This window comes from Bacillus sp. ISO11, from assembly GCF_003458115.1.
Lineage (GTDB): Bacteria > Bacillota > Bacilli > Bacillales > Bacillaceae_G > Bacillus_A > Bacillus_A cereus.
The window spans coordinates 17873-36911 of record NZ_QXCO01000016.1 but is presented as its reverse complement, the minus strand read 5'-3'; the positions used below and the strand labels follow the sequence as shown (position 1 = coordinate 36911).

Genomic DNA, 19039 nt, shown 5'->3' with positions numbered 1-19039 from the left:
AATTATTGTACATAACAAAAAAGAGCGAGTTTCCTCGCTCTTTTTTTATTTGTCATAAACAATATATAGTGAAATTTAAGCGATTCTAAATACAGTAAGGCGGATGTTAGTATTTCCTGTTGCAGGGATCGTAATCTCATTAAGTGTAGATTGGACAGAGATTCTTGCACCAGCTGCTAATGTTTCTATTGTAGTAAATGAAAGTGAGTCGCCTATTAAATTTGAAGAGAAATTATCAGTTGCGACTGCTCCATTAATTGAAATTCCTACTCCGAGTGGAGCGCATCCTGGCGCAGTTGTAGAAATGGATACGCTAATTACATAAATACCACCGTTAATAACAGTAACTGTATCTGTGCCGTTGAAGATAATATTGTTTACGTTAATTGCAGTACTAAAAATAAAATTATTAAATTGCAGTACTGTTTGCTGAATATTGTTTGTTACAACAATTGTTGCTATAGGGAAGCTAGGTCCAGTAGGCCCAGTAGGTCCGGTAGGTCCACCAGAAGGTCCAGTAGGTCCAGTAACTCCTATGCCAGTAGCGCCGGTAGCACCCGTTGGTCCTTGAATGCCTTGAGGCCCGGTAGCGCCTGTGTTACCTTGAACACCTTGAGGTCCAGTGGCACCGGTAGCGCCAGTAGCACCCGTGTTACCTTGAACACCCTGAGGTCCAGTAGCGCCTGTGTTACCTTGAGCACCTTGAGGTCCAGTAGCGCCAGTAGCACCTGTGTTACCTTGAACACCTTGAGGTCCAGTGGCACCAGTAGCACCCGTGTTACCTTGAGCACCTTGAGGTCCAGTGGCACCAGTAGCACCCGTGTTACCTTGAACACCTTGAGGTCCAGTGGCACCAGTAGCGCCCGTGTTACCTTGAGCACCTTGAGGTCCAGTGGCACCAGTAGCGCCTGTGTTACCTTGAACGCCTTGAGGTCCAGTAGCACCAGTAGCACCCGTGTTACCTTGAGGTCCCTGAGGTCCAGTAGCGCCAGTAGCACCAGTAGCACCTGTGTTACCTTGAGCACCTTGAGGTCCAGTGGCACCAGTAGCACCTGTGTTACCTTGAGCGCCTTGAGGTCCAGTAGCGCCAGTAGCGCCAGTAGCACCTGTGTTACCTTGAACACCTTGAGGTCCAGTAGCACCAGTAGCGCCGGTAGCACCTGTGTTACCTTGAACACCTTGAGGTCCAGTGGCACCAGTAGCACCCGTGTTACCTTGAGGCCCAGTGGCACCGGTAGCGCCAGTAGCGCCCGTGTTACCTTGAGGCCCAGTGGCACCGGTAGCGCCAGTAGCGCCCGTGTTACCTCGAGGCCCAGTGGCACCGGTAGCGCCCGTGTTACCTCGAGGCCCAGTGGCACCGGTAGCGCCCGTGTTACCTTGAGGTCCAGTGGCACCAGTAGCGCCCGTGTTACCTTGAGGCCCAGTAGCGCCCGTAGCGCCCGTATTACCTCGAGGCCCAGTGGCACCGGTAGCGCCTGTGTTACCTCGAGGCCCAGTGGCACCGGTAGCGCCAGTAGCGCCCGTGTTACCTTGAGGTCCAGTGGCACCGGTAGCGCCCGTGTTACCTCGAGGCCCAGTGGCACCGGTAGCGCCAGTAGCGCCCGTGTTACCTTGAGGTCCAGTGGCACCGGTAGCGCCAGTAGCGCCCGTGTTACCTTGAGGTCCAGTAGCGCCGGTAGCGCCCGTGTTACCTCGAGGTCCAGTGGCACCGGTAGCGCCAGTAGCGCCCGTGTTACCTCGAGGCCCAGTAGCGCCGGTAGCGCCCGTGTTACCTCGAGGCCCAGTGGCACCAGTAGCGCCTGCTGGTCCAGTAGGTCCGGTAGGTCCTTGAATGAACGAAGCAGAATTAACTAGAGCAGTTTGTAATGCTGCTATTAATTTAAGGAGCTCTTGAAGTGTGCAAGGGTCAATTCGGAATAATTTTGTAATGTATAGTAAATAGTTAATGAGATTTTGAAGCTCAATAAATACAGCGCTTGCTACAAAGGTTGGATTTCTTAATATAGTTATTAAGTTTTTAATAATAGCTAACCCTTGTGCTTTCAGGGAGGAAGTAGCGTCTAGTGAACAAATAAATTTACTCAGTAGGTTCAATGTATCGATTAGGTCTTCAATATTTTGGGGAGATGGATTTGCGAAAAGTTTTGGGATTATTTTTGTTAAATCAATAATAATCGCACGAAATGTTCTAAGTTGAGCTTTAGTAATTGGGATTGATGGAGTATTCGGGATTCGTCCGGCGCTACTTGGAAAGCATGGTTTGGAGAATTTGTTTTGATTGTCGTTATAACGAGACATTAAATCTCTCCTTTCTCACGAAAATGTGAACGAAACTCATCATAGTAGATGCAGAAATTAGTTAAATGGTCATAGTAAAATCGTTTGTTTAAAGAAAAAATAGAAAAAACGCCTTACAATAAGGCGTTTTTTCTATTTTCTGCGTATTGATAATATCGCTTTAAGGAAATTTTTGATTTGAATCCAGCGAGTTTTATAATTTCTGATTCAGGAGTTTCTTTTTTTATTAAGTTTAAAATATAGGTGTTACGAAAATGTTGTCCTGAAATTCCTTTACGTAAATTGGCTCTAGCCACTTCGAGGCGAATCATTTTTTGTATAGCAATTTCCGTTAATGCCTTTGGTGCATCATTTTCATATACCCACCTGTATGTTCCACGGTTAAAATCGAATGCGACAAATAATGGATCATCACTATGGTATTTAGGACGAACTGGTTCTGGGATGCTTTTGTAATAATTATATAGTTGTTTTTTGTCTTCTTTTGCTAATGTAATTGTTCTTTCTACACCTGCGGTTGCTGGGATTGATAATGTATTAGTTTCAAAGTGAACGTGATGCATTGTTAATGCTGTAAGTTCCTGTAAGGATAAACCGTAGTCAATCAATAGATTTAAAATAGCAATATTGCGATCCATTAATAAGGGGCGCACAGGAAGTTGTTTTTCTGAAAGTCCTTCTAATGAAGTGACTATATACTTTAACCTTTTTTCTTCATCAGGTGAAATGAAATCTTCGTTACGAAGTGTACGGTCTGGTTGAATAGATATTTCCATATTCTTCAATGGATTAGGAATGTTTAGAAAATGATGCATTCTATTTAGTACAATAAATACACGATGCATCGTTTTTTCTGAGTAATGTCGATTCGTTTTTAAATCGGAAAAGTAATCTTCGTAGTCTTTTGTACAAAGTGTAGCCCATATATTACTGGAAGGGAGCTTTTTGTTTTTTTCTAACCAATGTCCGAAGTCTTCAATGTCATAAACATAACGTTTAATAGTTGAGGGTTTTCGGCCTTTATTCAATAAAAAAATAGAAAAGGCTTGTATTGTATCATGGAATTCCGTTGTCTCCATAGTCCCACCACCTTAATTATTTCTTATATTATAGCAAACTTTTCTGAAAATAGGCATTTACAAGGGGGACAGGAATAATAATATTTGGTGAGTGGATAAAATGAGGTGATTGTATGGAACAATCGATGCGAAAGAAAAACAACAATCAAATTAATATTGTGTTAAACCATCGAAAGAAAATTTCTTTGCCAGCCGCAGAAAATAAAACGGTAATTTCAAATGAAACTGCAATTAAACATGAAATGCTGCAGAGAATTGAAGAAGAGATGGGGAAGCTTGTTGGGATGGAGGATATAAAAAAGATAATAAAAGAAATATATGCTTGGATTTATGTGAATAAAAAAAGACAAGAAAAGGGATTGAAGTCAGAGAAGCAAGTACTTCATATGCTGTTTAAAGGGAATCCAGGTACAGGGAAGACAACTGTTGCTAGAATGATAGGAAAATTGCTGTTTGAGATGAATATTCTATCGAAAGGCCACTTGGTTGAAGCTGAACGTGCTGATCTTGTAGGAGAGTACATCGGCCATACAGCCCAAAAAACAAGAGATTTAATAAAAAAAGCAATGGGAGGTATTTTGTTTATTGATGAGGCGTATTCTTTAGCTCGAGGAGGAGAGAAGGACTTTGGAAAAGAAGCAATTGATACGCTTGTAAAACATATGGAAGATAAACAACATGGTTTTGTATTGATTTTAGCTGGATATTCAAGAGAGATGAATCACTTTCTTTCATTAAATCCAGGGCTTCAATCTCGTTTTCCATTTATTATTGAGTTTGCGGATTACTCGGTAAATCAGCTATTGGAAATTGGGAAGAGAATGTATGAAGATCGTGAATATCAGTTATCAAAAGAAGCTGAATGGAAATTTAGGGATCATTTACATGCGGTGAAGTATTCGTCGCAAATTACATCGTTTAGTAATGGGCGATATGTACGGAATATTGTTGAAAAATCAATTCGTACACAGGCGATGCGGTTGTTGCAAGAAGATGCGTATGATAAAAATGATTTAATTGGAATATCGAGTATGGATTTGATGCTCGAAGAGGAGACGCACAGTACATAAACTGTGCGTCAATTTTTGTGTATAAGTTCGTTTACTCTTTTTTTGCTTTTTCTTGGTGTGTTTTATGGAAGTGTTCCATTTTAGCGCTCTTTTCGTGTGCTGAATTAGGATCGTGTCCAAATTGATTTACTGAGCTTTTTTGAGCTCCTTTATTAACGTGGTTTGTCATTTGTATTCACCTCACTTTAAAAATTAGTATAAACATTATATAAAGAAAAAATCGTTAGAAAAGAAAAACCTCTTTACGATATGTAAAGAGGTTAGATTGCTATTTATGCATTGAACGTTCTTTCGTTTCGATACGTCTGTGCGGTAAATGCCATTTGTAATGAATAGAAACCATGCGGAAGCAAACAATTAAAATGAATAGAATGTAAAGAGCCCAATCGCTAACAATAATTTGAGCTCCAATTAAGAAACCTGCTAAAATTGTCCAAAAGGCATATACTTCAGCTCGAAGAACGAGAGGTTTTCTGCGGGCTAAAAGATCGCGAATGATACCGCCGCCGATACCAGTTAAAACAGCTGCTACAATTGTGGCGCTAATTGGTAAATTTAATTTTTGGGCATATAATGCTCCTTGTACAGCAAATGCCGATAAGCCGATAGCGTCAGTGATATTTTCCCACTTTTTCCAATGTCTAATTAACTTATTTGGAAAAAGAAAAATAATAGTCATTGATAAAAGTGCGATTTGGAATAACATGTCTTGTTGCCAAAACGCGACAATCGGATAACCGATTAATAAATTACGAAGGGCACCTCCCCCAAATGCGGTTGCCATTCCTAAAATATACACCCCGAAAATATCATAATCCTCTTCCATTGCAACAATGGCTCCGCTTAGTGCGAAAGCGATTGTGCCTATGATGCTAAAAATCTCCCATGCCATGAATTTTCTCCCCCGCTAACTAGATGAAATGTGCTTCCTCTGCTATTATATTAGAAGGTTTAAATTTCGAAAAGGATGAGTGAACATATTTGATGGAAGAAAAAGAAAAAGTCATATTAGTAGGCTGTCAATTGCCACAAGATGATGATGAAAAATTTATGCATTCCATGAAAGAGCTTGCATCACTAGCGAAGACTGCACGAGCAGAATTGTTAGTGTCAACAACGCAAAAACGACCAAAGTTTCATCCGGCAACTTACATAGGTAAAGGGAAATTAGAAGAGCTTACAATGTTAACTGAAGAGTTAGAGCCGGATGTTATTGTATTTAATAATGAATTAACGCCGAGTCAAATTCGGAATTTATCCTCAGTATTAGATGCGAGAGTAATTGATCGAACGCAACTAATACTGGATATTTTTGCGCAACGTGCGAAGTCGAGGGAAGGTAAGCTTCAAGTAGAATTAGCTCAGTTGCAATATACAATGCCGCGTCTTATGGGGCAAGGATTGTCCTTATCGCGTCTTGGTGGTGGTATTGGAACAAGAGGACCGGGTGAGACGAAATTAGAGACGGATCGTCGTCATATTCGATCGCGTATTGATGAAATAAAGAAACAACTTGCAGTTGTTGTGGAACATCGAAAAAGATATCGTGAGAGAAGAAAAGATAATAAAGTATTTCAAGTGTCATTAATAGGGTATACAAATGCAGGGAAATCGACACTGTTTAATAGATTAACGGAAGCTGATACGTTTGAAGAAAACCTTCTGTTTGCAACATTAGACCCAACGACAAGGAAGATGCCGTTACCTTCTGGTTATACAGTATTACTAACTGATACTGTTGGTTTTATACAAGATTTACCTACTTCATTAATCGCTTCTTTTCGTTCAACACTGGAAGAAGCGGGGGAAGCAGATGTCATTTTACATGTAGTTGATTCCGCGGATCCTAACTACATAGGGCATGAAAAAACAGTAAAAAGATTATTATCAGAACTTGAAATTAACCATATTCCTGTTATTACGTTATATAATAAAAAAGATGAATTACATCAAAACTTTATTCCGTTTCCGAAAAGTGATTTCTTAATGACTAGTGCTTTTGAAGAAAGTGATTTATTGCGTATAAAAGAAGCGATAGAAACGAAGATGAAGAAAGAAATGGATCGTTATCGAGTGGAAATCCCTCCGAGTGAAGGTAAGTTGTTAACGCTTTTAAAGACGGAAACTCTATTAGCAAAGATGGAGTTTCTAGAAGATAAATTTGTATATGATTGTGCAGGGTATATTTTTACTCATTCATCGCTTAATGTGCAATTAAAGAGATTTTTAGTGGAAGAAGGAGAAAATAAAAATGTTTGATCGTTTGAAAAATGGAGAAAAAATTGCTCCAATCGTAAAAGAAGTAGAGAGTCAGATTACAGAAGTACATAAACGTGCGGATGAAGTAATTGAAAGCAATCAGTTTCGTGTATTAGAAAGTTTTCGTAAACATAAAATTAGTGACTCGCATTTTATCCCGACAACAGGTTATGGTTATGATGATATTGGCCGTGATACGTTAGAAAAAGTGTATGCTGATGTATTTGGGGCGGAAGCTGGACTTGTTCGTCCGCAAATTATTTCAGGTACTCACGCTATCTCTACAGCGTTATTTGGTATTTTACGCCCGGGAGATGAGTTATTGTATATCACTGGGAAACCGTATGATACGTTAGAGGAAATTGTTGGTGTACGTGGGAAAGGTGTAGGTTCATTTAAAGAATATAATATCGGTTACAATGCAGTTCCGCTAACTGAAGCTGGGCTTGTTGATTTTGAGGCTGTTGCAGCAGCGATTCATAATAATACGAAAATGATCGGTATTCAGCGCTCGAAAGGTTATGCTACTCGTCCATCGTTTACTATTTCTCAAATTAAAGAGATGATCGCGTTTGTTAAAGAAATTAAACCTGATGTTGTTGTGTTTGTAGATAACTGTTATGGCGAGTTTATTGAAGAGCAAGAGCCATGTCATGTTGGTGCAGATTTAATGGCGGGTTCGCTTATTAAAAACCCGGGCGGCGGAATTGTTAAAACTGGTGGTTATATTGTCGGGAAAGAACAGTATGTTGAAGCGTGTGCATATCGTTTAACATCTCCGGGAATTGGCGCGGAAGCTGGAGCGTCTTTATACAGTCTGCAAGAAATGTATCAAGGGTTCTTCTTAGCGCCACATGTTGCAGGACAAGCGCTGAAAGGTGCAATTTTTACAGCTGCGTTTTTAGAAAAGTTAGGAATGAACACGTCACCAGCGTGGAATGCACCAAGAACAGATTTAATTCAATCTGTTCAATTTGATGATAAAGACCGTATGATTGCCTTCTGCCAAGCGATTCAATATGCATCTCCAATTAATTCGCATTTTACTCCGTATGCAAACTATATGCCAGGCTATGAAGATGATGTAATTATGGCTGCGGGAACATTTATTCAAGGTGCAAGTATTGAATTGTCTGCTGATGGTCCAATTCGTCCGCCTTATGTTGCTTACGTCCAAGGTGGGTTAACTTATTCACATGTGAAGATTGCGATTTGTTCTGCAATTGATGCATTAATTGAAAAAGAATTATTAACAATTTCTTAAGGGGAAGCTGTCGATTTCGGCAGCTTTTTTCGTATAAAAGTAATGATTTATGCGATTAGAAAAAAGAATGAAAAAATTCATAAAAAAAATTATAAAAAATCATGTAAGAAAAGCTAACATCTATTGACACTAAACATAACATAGTATAAAATGAGAAGCAGTTAAGGCGAAGGAGGAACTGAAAAATGAAAGAAGATAGACGTTCTGCCCCGCTGTTTCCTATTGGTATTGTTATGGATTTAACACAATTGTCTGCACGTCAAATTCGCTACTATGAAGAGCATAATCTTGTTTCTCCAACCCGTACAAAGGGGAATCGTAGATTATTTTCATTTAACGATGTAGATAAGTTGTTAGAAATTAAAGATTTGTTAGATCAAGGCTTGAATATGGCTGGTATTAAACAAGTGTTACTAATGAAAGAAAATCAAACAGAAGCAGTGAAAGTAAAAGAAGAAACGAAAGAAATTTCAAAAACTGAGCTTCGCAAAATACTTCGAGATGAACTACAACATACAGGTAGATTCAATCGAACTTCATTGCGACAAGGTGACATTTCAAGATTTTTTCACTAAAGATAACTGATTCTGAAGGCGATTAGAGGGACTAAGGAGGAATTTATAATGTCTAGATACACAAAAGAAGATATTTTCCGTTTGGCGAAAGAAGAGAATGTAAAGTATATCCGTTTACAATTTACGGACCTTTTAGGGGTAATTAAAAACGTAGAGATTCCAGTGAGACAATTAACGAAAGCTCTTGATAACAAAATGATGTTTGATGGATCTTCGATTGAAGGTTTCGTACGTATTGAAGAATCTGATATGTATTTATATCCTGATTTAGACACTTGGGTAATTTTCCCTTGGACAGCTGAAAAAGGTAAAGTAGCTCGACTAATCTGTGATATTTACAATGCAGATGGCACTCCATTTGATGGAGACCCACGTAACAACTTAAAACGTGTGTTAAAAGAAATGGAAGCTTTAGGATTTTCAGACTTCAATCTTGGACCAGAGCCAGAATTCTTCCTATTTAAGGTTGATGAAAAAGGAAATCCAACATTAGAACTAAACGATAACGGTGGATACTTCGACCTTGCGCCGATGGATCTAGGGGAAAACTGTCGTCGTGATATCGTTCTTGAACTTGAAGAAATGGGATTTGAAATTGAAGCATCTCACCATGAGGTTGCTCCAGGGCAGCACGAAATTGACTTTAAATATGCAAATGCAATTCGCTCATGTGATGACATTCAAACATTCAAACTTGTTGTAAAAACAATTGCTCGTAAACATGGTTTACACGCAACGTTTATGCCAAAACCACTATACGGTGTGAACGGTTCAGGTATGCACTGTAACTTATCATTATTTAAAAATGGTGAGAACGTATTCTTTGATGCAAACGGTGACTTACAATTAAGTGATGATGCTCGTCACTTCATCGCAGGTATTTTAAAACATGCACCAGCATTTACAGCGATAGCAAACCCAACTGTAAACTCATACAAACGTCTAGTGCCTGGATATGAAGCGCCTTGTTACGTAGCATGGTCTGCACAAAACCGTAGTCCGTTAGTACGTATCCCTGCATCTCGTGGTATTAGTACACGCGTAGAAGTACGTAGTGTTGACCCAGCTGCAAACCCATATTTAGTAATGGCTACATTATTAGCTGCAGGTCTTGATGGAATTAAAAACAAATTAACTCCACCAGCAGCAGTAGATCGTAACATCTATGTAATGACAAAAGAAGAGCGCGAAGAAGCAGGTATCGTTGACTTACCAGCAACATTAGCGCAAGCATTAGTTACATTACAATCTAATGAAGTAGTATGCGGTGCACTAGGAGAACACTTACTTGAGCACTTCATCGAAGCGAAAGAGATTGAGTGGGATATATTTAGAACACAAGTTCACCAATGGGAACGCGATCAATATATGTCTCTATACTAAGAGAGAGAAGCCTTGATACTACGGTATCAGGGCTTTTTTTAGCTTTTTTAAGTGAAGTTATTGGATTGTTTTTGATTTCCTTGAATCATTTTACTAAGAAAATTTTTTCGATAGAATCGATCTTCTCTTTTTTTTAATTACTTGTGCTATAACTTAATAATTTTTTACTGCCTGTACGACGCGACCAATGATTTTTACGTCCTCATCTGCAAGGTTGTAAGTTTGTGGCTTGTGAATCGAATCATTACTCAATGGTATTAACGTAATGATACTTAGTTATAAAACAGTCTTATTCAGGGATTCGTCAGTTTATTTTCTAAATTTAGGAAATAAATATAGCTTAGTACCTTGCAATAAACAATACCAAATGGTATATTATGGATAAGATAGGTACTGTGCATTGAACAGTACTAAGATAGGAAAGGAGGATGGCACTTGAACGTTCAGTTTAAAAAAGGTGTGCTTGAACTTTGTGTATTAGCACTTGTAAAACGTAAAGATAGTTACGGTTATGAACTTGTTCAGCAAATTTCTAATAAATTTTTAATATCGGAAGGGTCGGTATACCCTTTATTACGTCGTTTGACGAAAGAAGGGTATTTTCAAACGTATTTAAAGGAATCTACGGAAGGGCCACCTCGTAAATATTATCAATTAACAGAGCAAGGGGAGACGCAATTTCATTTGTTAGTAACAGAATGGTGTGATTTTGCGAAAGGGGTACAAGAAATTATTGAAGGGGTGGAATGGGATGAGTAAAGAAGGGTTTCTTAAAGAATTATCAAGTTATCTTAGAAAGTTACCAGAGGAAGAGAGGCAAGATATTTTATTGGATTATGAAGAGCACTTTCAGTTTGGACTAGAAGAGGGGAAAACTGAATCAGAAATAATACAAGGCCTTGGTTCTCCGAAAGTAATCGCGAAAGAATTACTTGCGATGTATCGCTTCGATGAAATGAAAAAAAATCCATCGACTTCAAATGTGACAAGAGCTGTTATGGCAGCGATTGGACTTAGTTTGTTTAATTTTATTATTGTGTTAGGCCCATTAGTCGCAATTATTGCTTTTATATTTTCTTTTTGGATCGGTGGTATTGCTAGTGTAGTAACACCATTTTTCGTTATTGGAAAAGTATTTATGGGTACTTTTATATGGTTGGATCTTTTCGTTAGTATAACGTTTGTTGGAGTAGGTTTATTGTTATGTATTATCGCTTTTTATAGTACAAAGTGGTTTAAGAGATTGTGTGTACGATATGTAATATGGAACTTCAAAATGATAAAAGGAGAGTAAATGATGAAAAAACTATTTTTAATCGCTATTGCTTGTATCATTATTGGAGTAATAGGAATTTCCCAAACATATGAAAAAGCAGTACAAACTGCTAAAAAAGGCGATAAAGAAAATGTAATTAAAAACGAAACATTAAAAAATATAGAAGTTAAGTTAGATGCCGGGGATATTATTGTCCAAAAATCTCCTGACTCTTCTTTTTATATCAAGCAATCAGGAGATGTACGTAAACAAGAGATTCGCATTGCAGAAGATGGTGACACATTAAAAGTTATTGGGGAAAGAGAAAAAGGTGCTTCATTTGATTTTTCTTTTTACGATTTTAGGTTTCAAACGTCTAAATTGACTCTCCTTGTGCCCGAACGCTCTTACCAAGATGTAAAAGTAAATTCATCTGCTGGACAAATCGAAATGAGTGATGTGAAAAGTGATAGCGTAAGTGTTAGAACACTTGCTGGAGAAGTAGAGTTGAAACAAATAACGGCTAAGAATGTGGAGGGATCGACAAAAGCTGGTGAGGTGAATTTTAAGAAGGTATTAGGGAAAGTGACCGCAAAAACAACAAGTGGGGAAATAAATATTCAAGATCATGATTCTAAGTATAATCTAGAAGCAAGTTCAACTGCGGGAGATATAGATATTACTTTATCGGAAAAACCACAAGATGCGGTAATTACTGGGCAAAGTGCTGCCGGAGATGTAACAATTTTTAATGAAGAAAATAAAAACGTAACAATTGGAAATGGTAGTAAAAAGATTAGTGGTAAAACGGCTGCTGGAGATGTGACGATTAAAACTCGTTAATAAGAAATAGAATGCATGGAAATCTATCAAAATACAAAAAAAGAAGATAATTACCGTTATATAAATAAGGTAATTATCTTCTTTTTTTTATTTTTAATGTAAATCACGATATACGCCAATTACTTTCCCGATAACTGACACTTGTTTTAAAATGATAGGTTCTAATGAAGAATTTTCTGGTTGTAGACGGAAATGGTCTTTTTCTTTATAGAAACGTTTAACAGTTGCTTCATTATCTTCTGTTAAAGCGACTACAATTTCACCATTATATGCAGACTGTTGTTGGCGAACAACAACTAAATCTCCATCGAAAATACCAGCTTCAATCATACTATCTCCAGAAATACGTAACATGAACACTTGGTCTGCTCCAGCAACAATACTAGCTGGAAGTGGGAAATGTTCCTCTACGCTTTCGACCGCTGTAATTGGTAAACCAGCAGTAACTTTTCCGACAATTGGAACTTGAATAACAGATTGTGTTTCCGTATCCATTCGGTCTTCACCTAAAATTTCAATGGCACGTGGTTTTGTTGGATCGCGTCGAATGTATCCTTTTTCTTCTAATCGTGATAAATGTCCGTGCACTGTAGAACTAGAAGCGAGGCCGACTGCTTGACCAATTTCACGTACGGAAGGTGGATATCCTTTTTCTTGTACTTTTAGCTTAATAAAGTCGAGAATGTCTTGCTGGCGTTTCGTTAACTTTTCCATGTTTTCTAACACCTCGTTTTCTTTCATTTTTCTTATTAATAAGTATAACATGTGAAAAAACATTCTACAAACATAAGTTCGAACAAATGGCAGATTTATGTTACACTATAGGGAAATAATAGGGAGAAAGAGGGGTTCAAAATGAATGCAATTATTTATGCACGTGTGAGTACAACGAAAGAAGCGCAAGAAACATCATTATTACGTCAAAAAGATGAATTATTGCATTTAGCTGAGCGCTATCAAATGAATGTTACTAAGGTGATTGAAGAGCAGGCTAGTGGATATACAATTGAACGTGACGGTATATTAGAGGTGTTGGATACAATTCGAGACGAACAAATTGATGTGTTACTTATACAAGATGAAACGCGTCTTGGTAGAGGAAATGCGAAGATCGCGTTAATGCATTGTTTACATAAAGAAGGCATAAAAGTATATACGCATACACATAATGGTGAATTACAATTGTCGGATTCTGATTCGATGGTATTAGATATTATTGGTATTGTTGAAGAATATCAAAGAAAGATTCATAATATGAAAATTAAACGAGGTATGCAACGTGCAGTAGAAAAAGGTTATCGTCCAGAAAAAAATTTAAAAAATCGTCATTTAAGTGTAGGAAGAGAGAAAAAAGAAGTGCCAATTGAGGAAATTGTACGTTTGCGAAAAAGTGAACTCACGTTTGAAGAAATTGCAGCAACATTACGTGGATTTGGTCATAATGTTTCAAAGGCGACTGTACATCGTAGATATGTAGAGTATACGAAGCAATTGCTTGATAAAGAAGAGTAACTATTGTATGATAATAATCAGTTTTGATTAGAAGGGGGATTCGAGATGATTAATCACGAACTCGTTGAACGCATTAACTTCTTAGCGAAAAAAGCAAAAGCTGAAGGTTTAACTGAAGAAGAGCAACGTGAGCGTCAATCGCTACGTGAACAATATTTAAAAGGATTTCGTCAAAATATGTTAAACGAACTTAAAGGTATTAAAGTTGTTAACGAAGAAGGTACAGATGTTACACCGACGAAATTAAAAGCTTTAAAAAAGCAAGATAATGCAAAATTAAATTAAAAGATGGGCGAAGCCCATCTTTTTTATTTGTAAAAATCGTTATTTAATAACTTTCCAGTTGTTATTAACTGTTGCTTCTATCGTTTTATGTTCCAATATATAATTAGCGATAAGTTCAGACATATCTGTGGGTATATCTTTTACTACTGGTTTGTTTTGAAACATAAAGAAATTTCCCCCGCCACTTGCACGATAATTATTCATTACAACGTCATATTCTTCATTCATATTAAGAGGAGCACTGTTATGCTGTAAAGATTCTACTCTTTCACCAATTGGTTTTGAAATGTTTAATACGTATGAAATCCCTTCCCACATATCATAATTATAATGTTGTGGCTTTGGTTCTATGTAGGTAGGACTTACGGTGATTGATCCATCTGTTTTTAATGTGAAATAAGAAGCAGAGAGTTCAAGAGCATTTTTTATATCTGCTCCAGTTATTTTAATTACTTTTAATGTGTTTGGATAAATATAATTAGAAACGATATCACGCATTGTTACATGTTCCGGGAAACCTGGAGATGTATTATGGAACAAACTTGTACAAGAAATTGATACATTAGCTATATTCATCTGTATTTTATTTATGAATTCTATAAAAGGATGATCATGCAAACGAGTTTGCATAGCATCTGAAATTTGCATGTCCCCTTGAATGATTCCAATAGGTTGATCAAGCCACTTTTGTGTTTTCTTTTCGTAATCGGCTACCAATGAAAGTACATCTTGGTCCGCCTCAAATCCTTGTACAGATAATAATTCAGAAGAACTCTCTTTTTTCACCCATTTATGTTTCGTTTTTTCGAATGTTACTTTTACTTTTCCAACTGAGTGTCCATTGCATCCGGTCTGTAAAATTGTTACACCGTTAGCCATTGTGTGAGAAATTTCCCGGTGTTGGTGGCCTGTTAATAAGATATCTATGCCTTCAATTTCATGGCACATTGCATATCCTTGGTTTTCTCCTGTTAACACTTCAGTCGGTACCCCGGTTTGTAAATCTCGTTCAACTCCCCCGTGATACGCTACGACTAGTAAATCTGGTTTCTCATGTTTGCGAATATAAGAAACCCATTCTTTTGTAGTCTTTAATGCATCTTCAAATAGTAAATCTTTAATGTGATGGGACTGTTCCCAATTTGGTATGTAATGTGTTGTTACCCCTAAAATAGCAATTTTTATATTTGATTCAATATGTTTTATTACATATGGTTTCCCGAAATAAGGTTTTTTACTGTTTTTATCTAAAATGTTTGCTGATAGGTACGGGAAGTTCGCAGTAGTCACAGCATTATTTAATATATCCATCCCGTAATTAAATTCATGATTGCCGATAATTGCAGCGTCATACTGTAAGTAATTCGCTAATAAGGACATTGGGTTTTTTTTGTTTTTTTCGTATGTAACATAGTGATAAGTAAATGGTGTTCCTTGAATAAAGTCGCCATTATCAATTAAAAGAACGTTTGTATTTTGGGAACGTTCTTTTTTTATAAGAGTAGAAATTTTAGCTAAACCAAGTTCTGCTGGGGAGTTATCTTGGTAGTGAATAGGATAAACAGTGCCATGTATATCGCTTGTTAATAAGATGTTTAAAGTTACAGTTTGATTTTGTTCCAATATGACTCACCTTTTCTATTGTTATCTTCCAATTCATCATATCAAATATGTGAAGAGAATTTTAATGTGAGTGTATAGAATGTGTAAAGATTCTGTAAATAATCAATTATTTGTAAAAATATGTGATATATTTCTTCATGTTTATGAAAGGTTATTTTATAACAATGAAAAATGGAGGCATTAATATGTTGAAAAAAGTTTTTGCAATGAGCACAACAGTTGTACTAGCAGCGGGATTATTAAGTGGCTGTGGAACGAAGGAATCAAGTAAAAATGAAGATACGAAAAAAGGGTATGTACCGAAGACTTTAAATGTTCAATTTGTTCCTTCTCAAAATGCAGATACGTTAGAGGCGAAGGCAAAACCGCTTGAGAAGCTATTAAGTGATAAGTTAAATATTCCAGTAAAAGTTAGTATTTCAACGAACTACAATACAATTGTAGAAGCGATGGCATCTAAACAAGTAGATGTAGGATTTTTACCGCCAACAGCGTACGTATTAGCACATGAAAAGAAGGCTGCAAATGTAATTTTACAAGCACAACGTTTTGGAGTAGATGATGAAACGGGAGCCCCTACAAAGGATTTAGTAGACTTTTATAAATCTGAGTTTGTTGTTAAGAAAGATTCAAATATTAATAGTGTAAAAGATTTAAAAGGTAAAAAAATTGGCTATCAAGATGTAACGTCATCAGCGGGATATGTGTGGCCTGCAGCTGTTCTATTAAAAGAGGGAATTGATCCGTTAAAAGATGTGAAACCTGTTACATTAAAAGGTCACGATCAGTCGCTTATTGCTCTTTTAAATGGTGACGTAGATGCGGCTGTTGTATTCCAAGATGCTCGTAATATTGTAAAAAAAGATTATCCGAATATATTTGATCAAACGAAAATAGTGAAATTTACTGAGAAAATTCCGAACGATACAATTTCTGTACGATCTGATTTAGATGCAGAGTGGAGCAAGAAATTACAAGATGCTTTCATTGAAATTGGAAAGAATGAGGAAGGTCACAAAATCATTAAAGAAGTATATTCACATGAAGGATATGTTAAATCTGATGATAGTAAATTTGACATCGTTCGTGAATATGGGAAGAAAGTAAAAACGCAATAATACATATGGAAATGGCAGCTAGCTGAAAGGGGATGTTTTCAGTTAGTTTGCCGTTTTGAATACATAGAAGGTAGGTAAGATGTGTGATAGAGTTTCGAAATGTTTCCAAAATGTATCCGAATGGCACAAAGGGATTGAATAATATAAATTTAAAGATTCAAAAAGGTGAGTTTATTGTAATGGTCGGATTATCCGGAGCTGGAAAATCTACACTTCTCAGATCCGTAAATCGTCTTCATGAGATTACCGAAGGAGAAATCATTATTGAAGGTGAGTCTATTACTTCTGCGAAAGGAAAAGGATTAAGGCGTATGCGCCGGGATATCGGTATGATCTTCCAAAGTTTTAACCTTGTAAAGCGATCAACAGTATTAAAAAATGTATTAGCTGGTCGTGTTGGATATCATTCCACATTACGTACAACGTTAGGTTTGTTTCCGAAAGAAGATGTGGAGCTCGCATTTCAAGCGTTAAAAAGAGTGAATATTTTAGAAAAAGCATATGCACGTGCTGATGAATTATCAGGAGGACAACAGCAACGTGTATCGATAGCTAGAGCATTGGCGCAAGAAGCAAAAATCATATTGGCAGATGAGCCTGTTGCATCGTTAGATCCACTTACGACAAAGCAAGTGCTAGATGATTTGAAAAAAATTAATGAAGATTTTGGAATCACGACAATTGTAAATTTACATTCTATTGATTTGGCTAGACAATATGCGACACGCATTATCGGATTACATGCAGGAGAAATTGTTTTTGACGGTTTAGTAGAAGAAGCAACGGATGAAAAATTTGCTGAAATTTATGGGGACGTTGCTCAGAAAAGCGAATTATTAGAGGTGGCAGTAAAATGAATGAGGTGACGATATATTCAAATGAAATACCGAAGCCGCCGAGTAAATTGAAACATATGTTAACGTTTATTTTAGTTATTTTAATGCTGTGGAGTAGTAGTGTACAAGTAGATGCATCATTTTCAAAACTGGTAGGCGGTTTTCCAAATATGGTAGATCTATTGAAAGAAATGGTGCCACCTGATTGGAGTTATTTTCAAGTTATTACAACAGCGATGTTAGATACAATACGTATGGCGATTATTGGGACGACCTTAGGAGCGATTTTAGCTATTCCACTTGCATTGTTTGCAGCAAGTAATGTGTTTACTAACACATTTTTATACAGTCTAGCTCGAATGATTTTAAATTTTATACGAACAATACCAGATTTATTATTAGCGGCTATTTTCGTAGCGATTTTTGGAATTGGGCCACTTCCAGGTATTTTGGCTCTTACTTTTTTTTCAATTGGACTTGTAGCGAAATTGTTGTATGAATCAATTGAATCAATTGACCCTGGCCCACTAGAAGCGATGACAGCTGTAGGGGCTACTAAGGTACAATGGATTGTTTATGGAGTCATTCCACAAGTAAAAGCACACTTTGTTTCCTATGTACTATATACATTTGAGGTGAATGTACGTGCAGCGGCTGTCCTAGGTTTAGTAGGAGCAGGTGGTATTGGACTATATTATGATCGTACACTTGGATTTTTACAATATCAACAAACTGCTTCTATAATTATCTATACCCTTATTGTTGTTTTGTTAATTGACTACATTAGTACATTGTTGCGGGAGAAACTATAATGAATAGAACGACGATGATTGTGCAAAAAACGAAGAAACCGAGTATATATCGCTGGATTATTTTAATAGCACTTACAGTTGTATATGTATGGGCCTTTTCAGGAGTACCATTAGAAGGGATAAAGGACACAGCAGGTGAAATTACGAAAGCGATTATGACAGGGATATTAAATCCAGACTGGTCGTATGTATCTTTGCCAGATGGTGAAGATTTATTACATGGATTAATTGATACGTTGGCAATTGCGATATTAGGTACATTTATTTCTGCATTTTTATCTGTTCCGTTTGCCTTTTGGGCGGCAACGAATATGAGTAGTGGAAAATTAACTTCAGGATCTGGGAAATTTGTACTTAGTTTTGTTCGTACGTTTCCTGAATTAGTTATGGCTCTTTTATTTATAAAAGCTGTTGGTCCAGGCTCTTTTGCAGGAGTATTAGCTTTAGGATTACATTCTATTGGAATGTTAGGGAAACTATATTCAGAAGGAATTGAAAACATAGATAAAGGACCGACGGAAGCGTTGCTAGCAACAGGAGCAAACCGTTTTCAAATACTTTGGTATGCAGTGTTACCACAAGTGTTACCAGATTTTCTATCGTATACGTTATACAGATTTGAAATTAATGTACGATCCGCTGCGATTTTAGGGGTTATTGGAGCAGGAGGGATTGGTACACCTTTAATTTTTGCGCTGAGTTCACGGAATTGGTCTCGTGTTGGGATTATTTTATTAGGTATTATTTTAATGGTAATTATAATTGATTTGATTTCAAGTTCGATTCGGAAACGGATTGTTTAACTTATTTGAAAAGCATCGAAGTTA

General features: G+C 37.1%; 20 protein-coding genes and 1 pseudogene. 14 read left to right on the top strand and 7 right to left on the bottom strand.

Going from position 1 to position 19039, the window contains the following annotated elements:
* Positions 1-75 precede the first annotated feature (75 nt).
* Both D1166_RS17495 and D1166_RS17490 read right to left on the bottom strand, forming a co-directional pair.
* Positions 76-2298: a Gly-Xaa-Xaa repeat protein gene (locus D1166_RS17495; protein WP_118043365.1), complete on the bottom strand. Its 2223-nt coding sequence runs from the start codon at positions 2296-2298 to the stop codon at positions 76-78.
* Between the two features lie 113 nt (positions 2299-2411).
* Positions 2412-3377, bottom strand: a complete 966-nt coding sequence (locus tag D1166_RS17490; protein WP_000450319.1) for a tyrosine-type recombinase/integrase — start codon at positions 3375-3377, stop codon at positions 2412-2414.
* A gap of 113 nt (positions 3378-3490) precedes the next feature.
* Between D1166_RS17490 and spoVK the strand changes: the two genes are divergently transcribed.
* Positions 3491-4447, top strand: a complete 957-nt coding sequence (gene spoVK / locus D1166_RS17485) for a stage V sporulation protein K (RefSeq protein ID WP_000438175.1) — start codon at positions 3491-3493, stop codon at positions 4445-4447.
* Between the two features lie 31 nt (positions 4448-4478).
* Here the strand turns inward: spoVK and D1166_RS31315 are convergent, their stop codons facing one another.
* Together D1166_RS31315 and D1166_RS17480 are read right to left on the bottom strand one after the other, a co-directional pair.
* Entirely contained in the window at positions 4479-4616 is a 138-nt protein-coding gene (locus tag D1166_RS31315) for a hypothetical protein (RefSeq protein WP_000181501.1), read from the bottom strand.
* Between the two features lie 99 nt (positions 4617-4715).
* Entirely contained in the window at positions 4716-5339 is a 624-nt protein-coding gene (locus tag D1166_RS17480) for a trimeric intracellular cation channel family protein (RefSeq protein ID WP_000312267.1), read from the bottom strand.
* A 92-nt stretch (positions 5340-5431) separates the two neighbouring features.
* Between D1166_RS17480 and hflX the strand changes: the two genes are divergently transcribed.
* From hflX to glnA, 4 genes are all read left to right on the top strand, one after another.
* On the top strand, positions 5432-6706 hold the full coding sequence (gene hflX / locus D1166_RS17475; protein ID WP_118043364.1) for a GTPase HflX: 1275 nt from the start codon (positions 5432-5434) through the stop codon (positions 6704-6706).
* Positions 6699-7970 (top strand): methionine gamma-lyase family protein, encoded by a 1272-nt coding sequence (locus tag D1166_RS17470; protein WP_000460289.1) that lies wholly within the window; start codon positions 6699-6701, stop codon positions 7968-7970. The genes hflX and D1166_RS17470 overlap by 8 nt, the downstream gene beginning before the upstream one ends.
* 185 nt (positions 7971-8155) lie before the next feature.
* A complete protein-coding gene (glnR, locus tag D1166_RS17465) occupies positions 8156-8545 on the top strand; it encodes a transcriptional repressor GlnR (RefSeq protein WP_000656783.1) in 390 nt (129 codons plus the stop codon).
* A 48-nt stretch (positions 8546-8593) separates the two neighbouring features.
* Positions 8594-9928: a type I glutamate--ammonia ligase gene (gene glnA, locus D1166_RS17460; RefSeq protein ID WP_000092763.1), complete on the top strand. Its 1335-nt coding sequence runs from the start codon at positions 8594-8596 to the stop codon at positions 9926-9928.
* 153 nt (positions 9929-10081) lie between these two features.
* Here glnA and D1166_RS32380 read toward each other — a convergent pair.
* Positions 10082-10201, bottom strand: a pseudogene (locus D1166_RS32380) (LexA family protein); the annotation flags it as partial.
* Between the two features lie 162 nt (positions 10202-10363).
* Between D1166_RS32380 and D1166_RS17450 the strand changes: the two are divergent.
* Genes D1166_RS17450 through D1166_RS17440 form a run of 3 tightly spaced genes read left to right on the top strand, consistent with a single transcriptional unit; the run spans position 10364 to position 12026 of the window.
* Positions 10364-10687 (top strand): PadR family transcriptional regulator, encoded by a 324-nt coding sequence (locus tag D1166_RS17450; protein ID WP_001102627.1) that lies wholly within the window; start codon positions 10364-10366, stop codon positions 10685-10687.
* Complete coding sequence (locus D1166_RS17445) at positions 10680-11222, top strand: DUF1700 domain-containing protein (RefSeq protein WP_000031383.1); 543 nt, start codon at positions 10680-10682, stop codon at positions 11220-11222. The genes D1166_RS17450 and D1166_RS17445 overlap by 8 nt, the downstream gene beginning before the upstream one ends.
* On the top strand, positions 11223-12026 hold the full coding sequence (locus D1166_RS17440; protein WP_000976240.1) for a DUF4097 family beta strand repeat-containing protein: 804 nt from the start codon (positions 11223-11225) through the stop codon (positions 12024-12026).
* Between the two features lie 93 nt (positions 12027-12119).
* On the opposite strand, the gene lexA is transcribed toward D1166_RS17440, so the two are convergent.
* Positions 12120-12740, bottom strand: coding sequence for a transcriptional repressor LexA (lexA, locus tag D1166_RS17435; protein ID WP_000413738.1), 621 nt, complete (start codon positions 12738-12740; stop codon positions 12120-12122).
* 141 nt (positions 12741-12881) lie between these two features.
* On the opposite strand from lexA, the gene D1166_RS17430 reads away from it, so the two are divergent.
* Complete coding sequence (locus D1166_RS17430; RefSeq protein WP_000991472.1) at positions 12882-13538, top strand: YneB family resolvase-like protein; 657 nt, start codon at positions 12882-12884, stop codon at positions 13536-13538.
* A gap of 45 nt (positions 13539-13583) precedes the next feature.
* Positions 13584-13823 carry a DUF896 domain-containing protein gene (locus D1166_RS17425; RefSeq protein ID WP_000607015.1) on the top strand — a complete coding sequence of 80 codons (240 nt, stop codon included), beginning with the start codon at positions 13584-13586 and terminating at the stop codon, positions 13821-13823.
* 39 nt (positions 13824-13862) lie between these two features.
* Here D1166_RS17425 and D1166_RS17420 read toward each other — a convergent pair whose 3' ends face one another.
* Positions 13863-15446 (bottom strand): bifunctional metallophosphatase/5'-nucleotidase, encoded by a 1584-nt coding sequence (locus D1166_RS17420; protein ID WP_087967684.1) that lies wholly within the window; start codon positions 15444-15446, stop codon positions 13863-13865.
* Positions 15447-15631: 185 nt separating this feature from the next.
* Between D1166_RS17420 and D1166_RS17415 the strand changes: the two genes are divergently transcribed.
* The 4 genes from D1166_RS17415 to phnE (D1166_RS17400) all read left to right on the top strand — a co-directional run bounded on the left by D1166_RS17415 (position 15632) and on the right by phnE (D1166_RS17400) (position 19015).
* Entirely contained in the window at positions 15632-16564 is a 933-nt protein-coding gene (locus tag D1166_RS17415; protein ID WP_000915077.1) for a phosphate/phosphite/phosphonate ABC transporter substrate-binding protein, read from the top strand.
* A gap of 83 nt (positions 16565-16647) precedes the next feature.
* Entirely contained in the window at positions 16648-17421 is a 774-nt protein-coding gene (gene phnC / locus D1166_RS17410) for a phosphonate ABC transporter ATP-binding protein (RefSeq protein ID WP_000569232.1), read from the top strand.
* Positions 17418-18212, top strand: coding sequence for a phosphonate ABC transporter, permease protein PhnE (gene phnE / locus D1166_RS17405; protein ID WP_097856682.1), 795 nt, complete (start codon positions 17418-17420; stop codon positions 18210-18212). Before phnC ends, phnE (D1166_RS17405) begins: the two co-directional genes overlap by 4 nt.
* Complete coding sequence (phnE, locus tag D1166_RS17400) at positions 18212-19015, top strand: phosphonate ABC transporter, permease protein PhnE (protein ID WP_097856683.1); 804 nt, start codon at positions 18212-18214, stop codon at positions 19013-19015. The genes phnE (D1166_RS17405) and phnE (D1166_RS17400) overlap by 1 nt, the downstream gene beginning before the upstream one ends.
* Positions 19016-19039 lie beyond the last annotated feature (24 nt).